Genomic DNA, 12614 nt, shown 5'->3' on the forward strand with positions numbered 1-12614 from the left:
GCCAGGGTGCCTCAGGACCGCGCCTCGATGACGTGCACCCGCAGCGGCCGTCCGCAGGCCGGGTGCGTCGTCTCGCGCTCCGGCCGCATCCCCAGCTTGCGCATGATCCGCTCGGAGGCGCCGTCGCCGCCCGCGTGCACGCCGACCACCCGGGCCAGCCCGCGGTCGCGCAGCGCGAAGTCCAGCACGACGCGCGCCGCTTCCGTGGCCAGGCCCCGGCCCCAGAACGGCCGTCCGAACCGCCAGCCGATGTCCACGGCCGGCAGGATCTCGGGCAGGTAGGCCGGCACGGTCAGCCCCACGCACCCGGCGAGCCGCCGGGACGCGCGGTCCTCCACGGCGAACAGCCCCACCCCGCGTTCCTCCCACTCCCGTTCCCACGCGGCGATGCCCTCCGCGGTCTGCGCCCGGTCGCGTACCGAGCCGTCGCAGATCCAGCGCATCACCTCCGGGTCGGCGTTGATGGCCGCCATCGCGGCGACGTCGTCCTCGCGCCAACGGCGCAGCGTCAGTCGGGGCGTTCGCAGGGTGGTCACCATGCGGGCATCCTGCCCCGTTCCCCCCGCCCGCACCCCCGCCCCCCCTACCCGTAATACTCCGGTACGACGGCCGAGTGAGCACCACGGGCCGACGCCGGTCACGGTGTCCGCGCCGGACGATCCCGGCATGCGTGAACTCATCCGGCGGATCGAATCCGCGACGCCGCCCGGCCGCGACCGTGCCGTGGACGCCCTGCGTGCCCTCGCCGTCCTCGGCGTGGTGCTGGGCCACTGGCTGGTGACCGCGCTGGTCCACCGCGACGGCACGCTGCGCACCGCGAGCCCGCTCGCCCACCTGCCCGAACTGACCCCCCTCTCCTGGCTGTTCCAGACCCTAGCCGTGTTCTTCCTGGTCGGCGGCCGGGTGGCCGCGTCGGGGCACCGGGCGGCCCGCGCCCGGGGCGCCACGTACGGGCAGTGGCTACGGGGGCGGCTGACGCGGCTGTTCCGGCCGGTCGCGGCCGTGCCGGCCGTCTGGACGGTGGTGACGGGGGCGCTGCTGGCGGCGGACGCGGACGCCGGCACGGTGCGCACGCTGGTGAAGCTGGCCCTCTCGCCGCTGTGGTTCCTGCTCGTCTTCGCCGCGCTGACGGCGGCGACGCCGCTGGTCGCCCGGCTGAACCCGGTGGTGCCGCTCGCCGTGGTCGCCCTCGCCGACCTGGGCCGTTTCGCCCTGGGCGGGCCCTCCTGGCTGGGCTGGGTCAACGTGGCGGCCGGCTGGCTGGTCCCCTACTGCCTGGGCACCGCCTGGTCCCGGGAGGCGATACGGGGGCGGGCGGCCGGCTGGGCGCTGCTGCTCGGCGGGGCCGCCGCCGCGGCCGGACTGGTCCTGTGGGCCGGCTACCCGGCCTCCATGGTCGGGGTGCCCGGCGCCCCGGTCTCCAACCTCAGCCCGCCCACCCTCGCGGCCGTCGCCTTCGGCCTCGCCCAGTGCGGGGCCGCCCTGCTGCTGCTCGGCCCGCTGCGGCGCGTCCTGCGGCGCCCGGCGGTGTGGGCGGCGGTGGCGCTGCTGAACCTGTCGGCGATGACCGTCTTCCTCTGGCACCAGACGGCCATGATGGCCGTCACGGCGCTGGGGCTGCCGGCGGCCCCGGACCTCCCCGGCCTCCACACCGTCCCCGACGGCCCCGGCTGGGTGCTCGCCCGGCTGGCCTGGCTGCCGGTGTTCACGGTGGCGCTGCTGGCCTGCTGGGCGGTGTTCCACCGCGCCGAGCGGGGGCGGCGGAGGGGCGGCGGCACGGTGGTGCGGACCCGCCTGCCCGGAAGCGTCGCGCCGGCCCGGCGAGCCTAGGATGGATCTTGTGAGCGTGGGGGGCGCGACGGTGGGCGCGAAGACGGCGACGGGGTGGCAGCGAATACGGAGGGCGCTGGCCGCCGTGCCGCGCGCCCTCCGGCAGGACCTGCTGACGACGGCGCGCGACCCGCTGCCGCGCCAGCCGTCGCTGGGCCGACTGCCGCACGTCCATCTGCTGCTGCTCGCCGCGATCGTGGGCGTCTACGGCCTCAGCGAGTACGGGATCGCGGCCGAGCGGTCCGCGGTGTTCCTCCAGCTGCTCGTCACCGCGCAGACGGGCGCCGTCGCCCTGACCATGTCCCGCCCGGTGGCGGGCTGGTGGCTGTCGGCGGCCGCGCTCTTCGCGGCCGCGGCGCTCGCCGACCCCCTGGTCGGCCCGGACATGCTGTGGCCATGGAGCATCTCGGGCATCGTCCTCCACACGCTGGTGCTGTTCCTGCTCGCGCTGCGGGTGCGCCCCCGGGTCGCGGTCCAGGCGCTGCTCATCACCGTCCTCGCCGGGACCGCCAATGTGGAACTCGCCGGCCACGCCCACAACCGGAGCGTCACCCGGGCCGTCGGATACATGGCGGGCGCGGTGCTCGTCGGCTCCTCGCTGCGCGCCGGCCGGGTGGCACGCGGCCGCCTGGTCGAGCAGGAAGTGATCACGGCGGAGGAGCGCGCCCGGCGCACCGTACTGGAGGAACGCCAGCGCATCGCCCGCGAACTGCACGACGTGGTCGCCCACCACATGTCGGTGGTCTCCATCCAGGCCCAGGTCGCGCCGCACCTGGTCGAGAACCCGTCCGCCGAGCTCCGGGAGAACCTGGCGAGCATCCGGCAGAACGCCGTCGAGGCGCTGGCGGAACTGCGGCACGTCCTGGGCGTCCTGCGCGCGGAGGACCCCACCGCCGACGGCACACGGCACGCGCCGCAGCCCGGCCTGGAACGGCTGGACGAGCTGGTGGGCACGGTGCGCGCGGCCGGGATGACGGTGGCGCTGGAACGGACCGGCGAGGTACGTCCCCTCTCCCCCGCGGTCGGGCTGTCCGCCTTCCGCATCGTGCAGGAGGCCCTCAGCAACGCCATGCGGCACGCGCCCGGCGCGGACGTCCGGGTGGACGTCGCGTACGGCCCGGCGACCCTCACCGTGCGGGTCGTCAACACCGCCCCGGCCCGCCCCCCGGCCGTCCCCTCCCCCGGCGCCGGCCACGGCCTGCTGGGGATGCGGGAGCGGGCGGCGATGCTGGGCGGCGAGCTGGCCGCCGGACCGACCCCGGTCGGCGGGTACGAGGTGGTGGCGGAACTGCCCGTCACGAGGGCGGAGGACGAACGCGCATGACGATCCGGGTAATGATCGCCGACGACCAGATGCTGGTCCGCCAGGGCTTCACGGTCCTGCTGAACGCGGAACCGGACATCGAGGTCGTGGGCCAGGCGGTCAACGGCCTGGAGGCCGTCGACCGGGCCGGCGAGCTGGCCCCCGACGTCGTCCTGATGGACATCCGGATGCCCGAGCTGGGCGGCATCGAGGCGACGCGGCGCATCCGCGAGGTGCCCGGCGCGACGGCGAAGGTCCTGGTCCTGACGACGTTCGACCTCGACGAGTACGTCTACGAGGCGCTGCGCGCCGGGGCCTCCGGCTTTCTCCTCAAGGACGCCTCGGCCGACGAACTCGCGCAGGCCGTACGGGTGGTGGCGGCCGGCGACGCGCTGCTCGCACCGAACATCACCAAGCGCCTGATCGCCGAGTTCTCCCGGATGACGGGCGCCCCGCGCGCCCCCCTCAAGGACCGCGTGGGCGCCCTGACCGAACGCGAGACCGAGGTCCTCGCGCTCATCGCCCAGGGCCTGTCGAACGGCGAGATCGCCGGGCACCTGGTCCTCGCGGAGCAGACCGTGAAGACCCATGTGGGGCGCATCCTGTTCAAGCTGGGGCTGCGGGACCGCACCCAGGCGGCGGTCTTCGCCTACGAGACGGGACTGGTGAGACCGGCCGCCCCGTAGCCGGGCTTGAACCTTACGCGGCGTAAGGATGCATCGTAGGTTCCATGACCGCACCGAACACCACCTGGAAAGTGGGTCCGCTGGCCGAGGCCGCCGGGCTCACCGTCCGTACCCTCCACCACTGGGACGCCATCGGGCTGCTCAGCCCGTCCCGGCGCACGGCGGGCGGGCACCGGGAGTACGCCGAGGGCGACCTCGCCCGCCTCTATCAGATCCTGGCCCTGCGCGACCTCGGACTGGCCCTGGAGACGATCTCCGTCTGCCTGGACGCGGGCGTCGACCCGGTGCGGCTGGTGCGGGAGCACACGGCCGAGGTGGAGGCGTCCCTCGCCGCGCTCGGGGCCCTGCGCGACCGGCTGGTGCGGCTCGGCGGGGAACTGGCGGCGGGCCGGAAGCCGGACGCCACGACCGTGCTGGACGCGCTGCGGGCCATCGGCGGGCCCGGCCCGGAGGGCGAGGCGGTGCTCCGCCGCCACCTGGACGCCGGGCAGATGCGGACGCTGGCGGAACGCGGCGCCGGCCTGGGGCCCGCGGCCCACTACCTGCTGCGGGTCGAGTGGCCGGAGCTGTACCGCAGGGCCGAGCGACTGCGCGCCGCCGGGACGCAGCCCACGGATCCGGCCGTACGGCGGCTGGTGGCCCGCATGGACGAACTGGGCGCCCTCTTCGGCGGCGGGGACGCCGGCGTCTCCCGCGGTGTGCGTCAGGCGTGGCACGAGGACCCGGCGGCGATGTCCGGGGAGACCGCGGCCCCGGCGGACGAGTGGCGCGCGCTGGCCACCTGGCTCGACGACGCCCGCCGGGCTCCGGAGGGCCGGTCGTGACCCCGCGCTCCCGGACCGCCCTGGCCTCGGCGTTCCCCCTTCTCCTGACCGTGCCCCTCTGCTGCCTCCTGGCCGCCGCCGGCGTCCTTCCGTGGGAGGTGTTCCTCGCCCTGCTCCTCGCCCTCCCGGTCGCGCTCGCGGCACAGGCCGCCGTCGTGTACGCGCGGCTGGACGGACGGCCGCCGCGAGGCTAGTCACCGGCGGCGACCGCGATCGCCGCCGCGTAGCCCGGGGTCGTGGTGAGGTCGGTGAGGGTCCAGCCGGGGAGCGCGGCGGGGGTGGGGCCGGCGCCCACGTAGGTGCGGGACGGGTCCTCGGACAGGCCGGTGCCCGTGGCCTTGAGGTAGGCCTCCTTGCGGGTCCAGCAGCGGGCGAAGGCCGCCGGGCGGGCGGCCTCGGGGAGGACGTCCAGCTCGGCGGTCTCCGTCGGATGGAGCACGCGGGACACCTCGGCGACGACGGACGGCGGCTGGACGCGCTCCACGTCCGCGCCCACCGGTACGTCCGCGAAGGCGAACAGGGCGAGTTCGCCGGCGTGCGAGAGGCTGAAGCGCACCGGGGCGTCCGCCACGGCCGGCCTGCCGTGCGGGCCGCCGCAGCCGGGGCACGGCTCGCGCGTGAGCTCCACCGCGCCCGGCGCCAGCCCCAGGTAGGCGCCGAGCAGCCGGCGGAGACCGGCGTGGGAAGCGATGTAGCGGTCGCGGTGCAGGGGGCGCACGAAGCCGGCGGCCCGGGCCCGTTCGCCGGCGTCGAGGTCGTCCTGGGGCCAGGGCGGGCCGCCGTCGGGGACGGGCAGCAGCCAGACGTGGGGGCCCGCGCCGCCCGGGCGCCAGGGGCCGGGCAGCGGGTCGCGGCCCAGCACGCGCGTCATGTGGCGTCCTCGGGGTGTCCGGCCCCGGTGGCGGCATCCACCGGGGCCGGAGTCGGGGAGGCGTCGCGGACGAGGACGCCGTCCGCGCGCCAGCGGGCCCGGTCCCCCGTACGGTACATCCGCTCGCCGGGCGCCCCGAACGGGTCGCCGACCAGGCGGGATCCGGGGTCCTGACGGCCGGGGGTCAGCCGGGCGCCGGCCACGTACAGGTCGCCGGGGACGCCGGGCGGGCAGGGCCGCAGGGCGTCGTCGAGGACGTACAGCCGGGTGTTCCAGACGGGCCGTCCGAGGGGGACGGGGCCCTGCTCGCCGGGCACACAAGGGTGGTGGAGGACGTCGGCGGCCCCGGCGTACCCGTGGAGGCGGTGCAGTTCGGTGCCGGGCAGCGCGGTGTGGAAGCGGTCGGCGAGCGCGCGGGTGAGGGGCTCGCCGCAGGTGATCACGCGCCGCAGCGGGAGGGGCTCGGCGGTGGCGGCCTCGTCGAGGAAGGCCGCGAGCGCGGACGCCGCGACGTGGACGGTGGTGACGCCGTGCTCGCGGACGGCGCGGGCCGCCCCGGCCGGGTCGTGGTCGTCGCCGGGGCCGGCCAGGACGAGCGTGGCGCCCTCGCGCAGGGGCCAGAAGAGCTCCCACAGCGAGGCGTCACGGTCGGCCGGGGTCCGGTGGAGGACGCGGTCGGCGGCGGTCAGGCGGAAACGGTCCTGCATCCAGCGCAGCCGCTGGTCGGCGACCGCGTGCGGAACGGCGACGCCGTCGACGACGCGGGCGGGGTGACGGGGTGTGAGGGGGCGGCCGGGGTCGGTGGGGTGGTGGGCCCGGAGCGCGGCGGCCAGCGCGGGGTCGTCGAGGAGGACGGTGGGCGCGGCCGTGCCGGGCGGTACGGAGTCGCTGGTGGCGGTGTCGGTGACGACGCAGACGGGGGCGCCCTCCCGGAGGAGGGTCCCGAGGCCGCCTGCCGGGCGGCCGGGGGCCGGCGGGGCGTAGGCGCCGCCCGCCTTGACGACGGCGAGCAGGGCGACGACGAGGTCCGCCGAGCGCGGCAGGGCGACGGCGGCCGTGACGCCGGGCCGGACGCCGAGGCCGGCGAGGTGGCGGGCGAGCCGGTTGGCGCGGGCGTTGAGCTCGGCGTACGTCCAGGCGTGGCCGTCCGCGAGGAGCGCGAGGGCGCCGGGGGTGCGGGCGGCGCGGGCCTCGACGGGGCCGATGAGGGTGGTCGGGGGCAGCGCGGCCGCCGTGTCGTTGAACTCCTCCAGGACCTGCCGGCGCTCCTCGGCGGTGGCGAGGGGGAACCGCCCCGAGGGGCCGGGGCCGCCCGGGTCGAGGACCCGGGCGGGCCGGTCCGGCGCGGTGACCGTCATGTCCCCGCTCCCAGCAGGGGTGCCCACTGCTCGATGGCCGGCTTCTCGGCGAGGTCGACGAAGGTGACCCCGGTGCCGTGGTCGCGGCGCCAGCGTTCGACGAGGGTCATGATGCGCACGGAGTCCAGGCCGTAGTCCACGAGGTTCTCGTCGTCGGGGATGTCGGCGGGGTCCTCGCCGAGCACATCGGCGACGTCGGCACGGATCTGGTCCAGGGTGAGGGCCATGGGGGGTGTCACTTCCCTTCGAGGACGCGGTCGGTGGTGGTGACGACCGCGCACTTGGCGGCCGCCCAGCGCAGGGCCGTCGCGTGGTCCTCGGGCGAGAAGTCGGCGACGGCGTCGGCGACGAGGAACGGCTGGATGTCGCGCATCCACGCGTCGCAGGCGCTCATCATGACACCGATGTGGGCGTAGACCCCGACGACGACGAGCTGGTCGCGGCCTTGTTCCGCCATCCGCTCGGCGAGGTCCGTACGGACGAACGCGCTGTACTTCCACTTCGTCAGGACCGTGTCGGCGGGGCCCGGCGCGACGGCGTCGGGGATGGCGCGGGCCCGCGGGTCGGCGGGCAGGCCCGGCCCCCAGAAGTCCTGCTGGAGGCCGCGCTCGGCGGGGCTCTGGCCGCCGGGCTGGGCGGAGTAGACGACGGGCACGCCGAGCCGCGCGCACCGCCGCTTCAGCGTGGCGACGTTGGCCAGCAGCTCGGTCAGCGGCGGGGCGCCGGCCTCGAAGGCGTCGAGGAAGTAGTTCTGCAGGTCGTGGACGAGCAGCACGGCGCGGGCGGGGTCGACGGTCCAGCTCACCTTGTTGGCGGGCAGGTCGGCCTCGGTGGGCATGGGGTAGGGGGCGATGGCGGGGAGCGCCATGGTGGTGTGGTGCCTCTCTCGGTGCGGCCGGGGGTCTCAGTTCCGCGGGGCGGCGGCGCGGAGCTCCGCGGCGATGGCCGCCCGGAGGTCCTTCTTGGAGACCTTGCCGATGCCGGTCCGCGGGAACGCGTCGACGAACTCGACCCGGTCGGGCACCTTGAAGGCCGCCAGGCCGCGCTCGCGCACGAACTTCTTGATGGCGATGGACTTCACCGGCTCGGCTCCGGCGCGCAGCACGACGTAGGCGCAGGTGCGCTCGCCGAGGTAGTCGTCGGGCATGGAGACGACGGCGACGTCGTGGACGGCGGGGTGGCCGAGGATGTGGTTCTCGATCTCCTCGGCGGCGACCTTCTCGCCGCCCCGGTTGATCTGGTCCTTCGCCCGGCCCTCGACGACGAGGTGGCCGGTCGGGGTGAGGCGGACGACGTCGCCGGTGCGGTAGAAGCCGTCCGGGGTGAACGACCGGGCGTTGTGCTCGGGCGCCCGCCAGTAGCCGCGGATGGTGTACGGGCCGCGGGTCAGCAGGTGGCCGGTCGCGCCGACGGGCAGGTCGTTGTCCTCGTCGTCCACGACGCGGATCTCGTCGCCGGGCGAGATCGGGCGGCCCTGGGTGCTGACGATGATGTCCTCGGGGTCGTCGAGCCGGGTGTAGTTCACCAGGCCCTCCGCCATCCCGAAGACCTGCTGGAGGGTGCAGCCCAGCGTGGGCCGGACCCGGCGGGCGGCCTCCTCGCTGAACTTGGCGCCGCCGACGAGCAGGACCTCCAGGCTGGAGAGGTCGTGCTCCCCGCCCTCCGCGGCCTCGGTCCACACCAGGGCGAGCGGCGGCACCAGGCCGGTGATGGTCACGCGCTCGCGCTCGATGAGCGGGAAGGCGACGTCCGGGCTGGGGCGCGGGGCGAGCACCACACGGGCGCCCGCGTAGAGCGCGCCGAGGGTGCCGGGCGAGCTGAGCGGGAAGTTGTGGGCGACGGGCAGGGCGCAGAGGTAGACGCTGTCCTCGTCGACGCCGCAGATCTCGTTGGAGCCCCACAGCGAGTACATGTAGTCGTCGTGGGTGCGCGGGATGAGCTTGGGCACGCCGGTGGAGCCGCCGGAGAGCTGGAGGAAGGCCAGCTCGTCGGGGCGGGGCGGGTCCGGGACGGCGACGGGGTCGCGGGGCACGTCGGCGAGGGCGGTGTGGGCGCCCGGCTCCCCGGCGACGAGGACGTGCCGGAGCGTGGGGACCTCGGCGCGCACCGCGGTGGCGAGCGTCCGGTAGTCGTAGCCGTCGGCGACGTCGGCCACGACGTAGGCGGCGGCCCCGGTGAAGGAGCAGAAGTGCCGGATCTCGGTCTCGCGGTGCGCGGGCAGCGCGAAGACGGGGAGGGCGCCGATACGGAAGAGGGCGAAGACGACCTCGAAGAACTCGGCGATGTTCGGCAGCTGGACGACCACGCGGTCGCCCTTGCCGATGCCGAGCGCGAGGAGGCCGGCGGCCATCCGGTCGGCGCGCGCGTCGAGCTCGCCGTACGTCCAGCGGCGGCCGCCGCCGGCGGGGTCGACGATCGCCACCCGGTCCGGGTGCCGCTCGGCGCGTTCGCGCAGCATGCCCCCGAAGGTCTCGCCGCGCCACCAGCCCGCCGCGCGGTAGCGCTCGGCGAACTCGGCCGGATACCCCGGCGCGTCGACGGTCGGCTGTGTCACTGGTCTACCCCCACTGCCCGCAGGAACGTCCGGAACTTGGCGCCGGTCTCGGCCGTCTCGGCCTCCGGCGAGGACTGCTCGACCACGCCCGCGCCGGCGAAGAGCCGCAGCGTGCGCCCCTCGGCCTCGGCGCAGCGGATCGTGACGACCCATTCGCCGTCGCCGCTCGCGTCGCCCCAGCCGACCATGCCGGTGTAGGCGCCCCGGTCGAAGGGCTCCAGCTCCCCGATGACGTCGCGCGCGGTCGCCGTCGGCGTGCCGCACACGGCCGGCGTGGGGTGGAGGGCACAGGCCAGCTCCAGCGCGGAGACGCCCGGGTCGGCGAGCTCGCCGGTGACGGTCGTCGACAGGTGCCACATGGCGGCGGTGCGCACCAGGGTGGGGCGCGCCGGCACGTCGAGGGTGCGGCAGTAGGGGGCGAGGGCCTCGCGGACGGCGTCCACGACGACGGCGTGCTCGTGGAGGTCCTTGGCGGACTCCAGCAGGGCGGCCGCCCGGCGCACGTCCTCGGCGAGGTCGGCGCTGCGGGGCGTGGAGCCGGCGAGCGGGTTGGCGACGAGGCGGCCGCCGTGCCGGGAGACGAGGAGTTCGGGGCTGGCGCCGAGCAGGGTGCGGCCGGGACCGGAGGGCACGGCGAAGGTGTAGCCGGCGGGGTCGCGGCGGGCCAGGCGCTGCAGCAGGCCGGGCAGGTCGAGGTCGCGGGAGGAGGTCAGCCGCAGGGTGCGGGCGAGGACGACCTTGCTGAACTCGCCGCGCCGCATGCGGCGTACGGCCTCGGCGACGGCCGCGCCGTACACGCCGGGTTCCGGCTCGGGCGTGACCTGCCAGCCGGCCGCGGTGGGCTCGGCGGCGGGGAGGGCGATCAGCGGGTCCTGGGCGAGGGGCGGCGCCCAGCGGAGGCGCTCGGGCACGGCGAGCACGGCGGGCGCGGTCCGGTCGAAGGGGACCGTGCCGACGACGACGGGCGCCGGGTTGCCGGCGAGCAGCTCGGCGTCGAGGGTGCGGTGGACGCGCTCGGCCAGCGGCGCGTCGCCGTGCGGCACCTCGGCGCGTATGCCGTGGGCCAGGAGGGTGCGGGTGGGCGAGGCGAAGAAGCGGGCGCGGTCGCGGTCCGGCTCGTACGCGTCGAGCAGCGCCGTCGCCGCGCCGACGGCGTCCCGGGTGCCGGAGGTCCCGGCGTCCCGCGCCGAGGGCGCGCCGGGCTCGCCCGGCCGGTCGGCGACGTGGTGAGCGGTGGTCACCTGCTGCTCCAATTCCCCCGGTGGTTCGCACCGGGCGTGGGGTGAGGTTCGGGTCGGCGGCCCTGGCCCCCGGTCGGAGGGCGGGCGGCCGGGCGCGCGCCGGGACCGCCCGGGCACCGGGCGGGCGGGGTGGCGGCCTTACGGGTGAGCCGATATGACGTGTCGTCAGGCGCGCAGCGTCGCGCCGCCGTCCACGTACAGGTCGTGCATCGTGATGTGCCGCGCCTGGTCGGAGACGAGGAACAGGACGGCGTCGGCGACGTCCGACGGCTCGGCGATACGGCCGAGGGGGATGCCGACGCGGTACGTCGCGGGGTCGCCGTCGAGGACGCGGTCGGGGACCTCCTCGCCGGACCACAGCGCGCGCTGCATCGCGGTGTCGGTGGAACCGGGCGAGACGACGTTGCAGCGGACGCCGCTGCGGGCGAGCTCCAGCCCGAGGCACTTGGTGAACATGGTGGCGGCGGCCTTGGAGGCCGCGTACGCCGCCATGCTGGTGCGTGGCACCCCGGCGGCGTTGGAGCCGACGGTGACGATCGATCCGCGGCGGCGCGACGCCATGCGGCGGGCGGCGGCGCGGGAGGCGTTGAAGACACCGGTGGAGTTGACGGCGAAGGTGCGCTGCCAGTCCTCGTCGCTGATCCCGACGACGGGCGAAGTCCGCAGAATCCCGGCGACGTTGACGAGGATGTCGAGCGGCCCGAAGGTCTTCTCGACGGAGTCGACGACGGTCTCGACGGCATGACTGTCGGAGACGTCGGCGGTGTGGTGGGTCACCGCGTCGGCGCCGAATTCCGCTTCGAGCTTCTTGACACCGTCCGGCGTGGCGTCGAGGGCCGCGACGCGTACCCCTCGGGCGACGAGAGCGCGGGTCACGGCCTCGCCTATGCCTTGTCCGGCCCCGGTGACCAGCGCGACGCGCCCGGCGAGTTCGGACTGCTCCACGGCGGTTTCCCCCATTCCAACTCGAATTAAGGTAAGCCTTACCTTACACAACAGACCCGCTCGAAGGGAATTAGCGTGCGACGAACGTTTGGCCGATGCGTCAAATGCCCATGAGAGAACGGGAGAAAGCCGCGCGGGAAACCCGGCGCGCGACATTAGGTTAGGCTAACCTCATGCGACTCGTCGTCGAACAGCTCACCGCCGGCTACCCCGGCCACCCGGTCGTGCACGGCGTGGACCTCGCCGTCCCCGAAGGACAGGTCGTCGCCGTCGTCGGCCCCAACGGCTGCGGCAAGTCGACCCTGTTGCGCTCGATCGCCCGCCTCCACCGGCCCGACTCCGGCACCGTCCGGATCGGCGACGCCGACCTCTGGGCGCTGACCCCCCGCGCGGCCGCCCACCGCATCGCCCTGCTCCCCCAGTCGCCGCAGGCGCCCGAGGCCGTCACCGTCGCCGGGCTCGTCCGCTACGGACGCCACCCCCACCAGGGCCTGTTCCGCCAGTGGTCGCGCGACGACGAGCGCGCCGTACGGGCCGCGCTCAAGGCCACCGGCACCGCCGCCCTGGCCGCGCGCCGCCTCGACCAGCTCTCCGGCGGCCAGCGGCAGCGCTGCTGGCTGGCCATGGTCCTCGCCCAGGAGACGCCGGTCGTCCTGCTGGACGAGCCCACCAGCGCCCTCGACCTCGGGCACGCCGTCGACGTCCTGGAGCTCGTCCGCGAGGTCGCCGCCGCCGGCCGCACGGTCCTGATGGTCCTCCACGACCTGGCCAGTGCCGCCCGCTACGCCGATGTGATCGTCGCCATGCGCGACGGCCGGATCGTCGCCCACGGCCCCTCCCGGGAGGTCGTCGACGCCGCGCTCGTGCGCGAGCTCTACGGCGTCGACGCCGACATCCTGGCGGCCCCCGGCGACGGCTCCCCGGTGGTCGTCCCCGCCGCCCGCGCCGGCTCGGCCGTACGGGCGGAGGCCGGGGCCGCCGCCGCCTGACCTCGCGTCAGCG

At 75.9% G+C, this 12614-nt stretch carries 14 protein-coding genes; 6 read left to right on the top strand and 8 right to left on the bottom strand.

Annotated features, from left to right (window positions below; all coding sequences use genetic code 11):
• Nucleotides 1-11 precede the first annotated feature (11 nt).
• The gene (locus AC07BS_RS19870; RefSeq protein WP_478641077.1) at nt 12-536 is read right to left on the bottom strand and encodes a GNAT family N-acetyltransferase; all 525 of its coding nucleotides are present in this window, start codon (nt 534-536) and stop codon (nt 12-14) included.
• Nucleotides 537-666: 130 nt separating this feature from the next.
• Here AC07BS_RS19870 and AC07BS_RS19875 point away from each other — a divergent pair, with 130 nt between their 5' ends.
• From AC07BS_RS19875 to AC07BS_RS19895, 5 genes are read left to right on the top strand one after another with little or no spacing between them, the layout of a single operon-like run.
• Complete coding sequence (locus tag AC07BS_RS19875) at nt 667-1830, top strand: acyltransferase family protein (protein ID WP_478933464.1); 1164 nt, start codon at nt 667-669, stop codon at nt 1828-1830.
• A 1-nt stretch (nt 1831) separates the two neighbouring features.
• Nucleotides 1832-3154, top strand: coding sequence for a sensor histidine kinase (locus AC07BS_RS19880; RefSeq protein ID WP_478933466.1), 1323 nt, complete (start codon nt 1832-1834; stop codon nt 3152-3154).
• Complete coding sequence (locus AC07BS_RS19885) at nt 3151-3819, top strand: response regulator (protein ID WP_478933467.1); 669 nt, start codon at nt 3151-3153, stop codon at nt 3817-3819. Before AC07BS_RS19880 ends, AC07BS_RS19885 begins: the two co-directional genes overlap by 4 nt.
• Before the next feature lie 44 nt (nt 3820-3863).
• Entirely contained in the window at nt 3864-4643 is a 780-nt protein-coding gene (locus tag AC07BS_RS19890; RefSeq protein ID WP_478933469.1) for a MerR family transcriptional regulator, read from the top strand.
• Nucleotides 4640-4837, top strand: a complete 198-nt coding sequence (locus AC07BS_RS19895) for a hypothetical protein (protein WP_478640240.1) — start codon at nt 4640-4642, stop codon at nt 4835-4837. The genes AC07BS_RS19890 and AC07BS_RS19895 overlap by 4 nt, the downstream gene beginning before the upstream one ends.
• On the opposite strand, the gene AC07BS_RS19900 is transcribed toward AC07BS_RS19895, so the two are convergent.
• The 7 genes from AC07BS_RS19900 to AC07BS_RS19930 form a co-directional block, all read right to left on the bottom strand.
• Complete coding sequence (locus AC07BS_RS19900; RefSeq protein WP_478640243.1) at nt 4834-5514, bottom strand: 4'-phosphopantetheinyl transferase family protein; 681 nt, start codon at nt 5512-5514, stop codon at nt 4834-4836. The two genes, AC07BS_RS19895 and AC07BS_RS19900, sit on opposite strands and share 4 nt — an antisense overlap.
• On the bottom strand, nt 5511-6872 hold the full coding sequence (locus AC07BS_RS19905) for an AMP-binding protein (RefSeq protein WP_478933471.1): 1362 nt from the start codon (nt 6870-6872) through the stop codon (nt 5511-5513). Before AC07BS_RS19905 ends, AC07BS_RS19900 begins: the two co-directional genes overlap by 4 nt.
• Nucleotides 6869-7099 carry a phosphopantetheine-binding protein gene (locus AC07BS_RS19910; RefSeq protein ID WP_478640249.1) on the bottom strand — a complete coding sequence of 77 codons (231 nt, stop codon included), beginning with the start codon at nt 7097-7099 and terminating at the stop codon, nt 6869-6871. Before AC07BS_RS19910 ends, AC07BS_RS19905 begins: the two co-directional genes overlap by 4 nt.
• 8 nt (nt 7100-7107) lie before the next feature.
• Entirely contained in the window at nt 7108-7740 is a 633-nt protein-coding gene (locus AC07BS_RS19915) for an isochorismatase family protein (protein WP_478640251.1), read from the bottom strand.
• A 36-nt stretch (nt 7741-7776) separates the two neighbouring features.
• A complete protein-coding gene (locus AC07BS_RS19920; protein WP_478640254.1) occupies nt 7777-9426 on the bottom strand; it encodes a (2,3-dihydroxybenzoyl)adenylate synthase in 1650 nt (549 codons plus the stop codon).
• Nucleotides 9423-10667, bottom strand: coding sequence for an isochorismate synthase DhbC (gene dhbC / locus AC07BS_RS19925; protein ID WP_478640256.1), 1245 nt, complete (start codon nt 10665-10667; stop codon nt 9423-9425). Before dhbC ends, AC07BS_RS19920 begins: the two co-directional genes overlap by 4 nt.
• A gap of 165 nt (nt 10668-10832) precedes the next feature.
• Nucleotides 10833-11627 (bottom strand): 2,3-dihydro-2,3-dihydroxybenzoate dehydrogenase, encoded by a 795-nt coding sequence (locus AC07BS_RS19930; protein ID WP_478640259.1) that lies wholly within the window; start codon nt 11625-11627, stop codon nt 10833-10835.
• A gap of 158 nt (nt 11628-11785) precedes the next feature.
• On the opposite strand from AC07BS_RS19930, the gene AC07BS_RS19935 reads away from it, so the two are divergent.
• Complete coding sequence (locus tag AC07BS_RS19935; RefSeq protein ID WP_478933476.1) at nt 11786-12601, top strand: ABC transporter ATP-binding protein; 816 nt, start codon at nt 11786-11788, stop codon at nt 12599-12601.
• Nucleotides 12602-12614: the final 13 nt, after the last annotated feature.

This window comes from Streptomyces sp. NPDC044063 (assembly GCF_056434285.1).

What these genes read in the sequence shown, in the direction of transcription:
- AC07BS_RS19900 (WP_478640243.1), bottom strand. Translation starts at nt 5,514, where the DNA reads ATGACGCGCGTGCTGGGCCGCGACCCGCTGCCCGGCCCCTGGCGCCCG.
- AC07BS_RS19905 (WP_478933471.1), bottom strand. Translation starts at nt 6,872, where the DNA reads ATGACGGTCACCGCGCCGGACCGGCCCGCCCGGGTCCTCGACCCGGGC.
- AC07BS_RS19910 (WP_478640249.1), bottom strand. Translation starts at nt 7,099, where the DNA reads ATGGCCCTCACCCTGGACCAGATCCGTGCCGACGTCGCCGATGTGCTC.
- AC07BS_RS19885 (WP_478933467.1), top strand. Translation starts at nt 3,151, where the DNA reads ATGACGATCCGGGTAATGATCGCCGACGACCAGATGCTGGTCCGCCAG.
- AC07BS_RS19890 (WP_478933469.1), top strand. Translation starts at nt 3,864, where the DNA reads ATGACCGCACCGAACACCACCTGGAAAGTGGGTCCGCTGGCCGAGGCC.
- AC07BS_RS19935 (WP_478933476.1), top strand. Translation starts at nt 11,786, where the DNA reads ATGCGACTCGTCGTCGAACAGCTCACCGCCGGCTACCCCGGCCACCCG.
- AC07BS_RS19880 (WP_478933466.1), top strand. Translation starts at nt 1,832, where the DNA reads ATGGATCTTGTGAGCGTGGGGGGCGCGACGGTGGGCGCGAAGACGGCG.
- AC07BS_RS19915 (WP_478640251.1), bottom strand. Translation starts at nt 7,740, where the DNA reads ATGGCGCTCCCCGCCATCGCCCCCTACCCCATGCCCACCGAGGCCGAC.
- AC07BS_RS19930 (WP_478640259.1), bottom strand. Translation starts at nt 11,627, where the DNA reads ATGGGGGAAACCGCCGTGGAGCAGTCCGAACTCGCCGGGCGCGTCGCG.
- AC07BS_RS19875 (WP_478933464.1), top strand. Translation starts at nt 667, where the DNA reads ATGCGTGAACTCATCCGGCGGATCGAATCCGCGACGCCGCCCGGCCGC.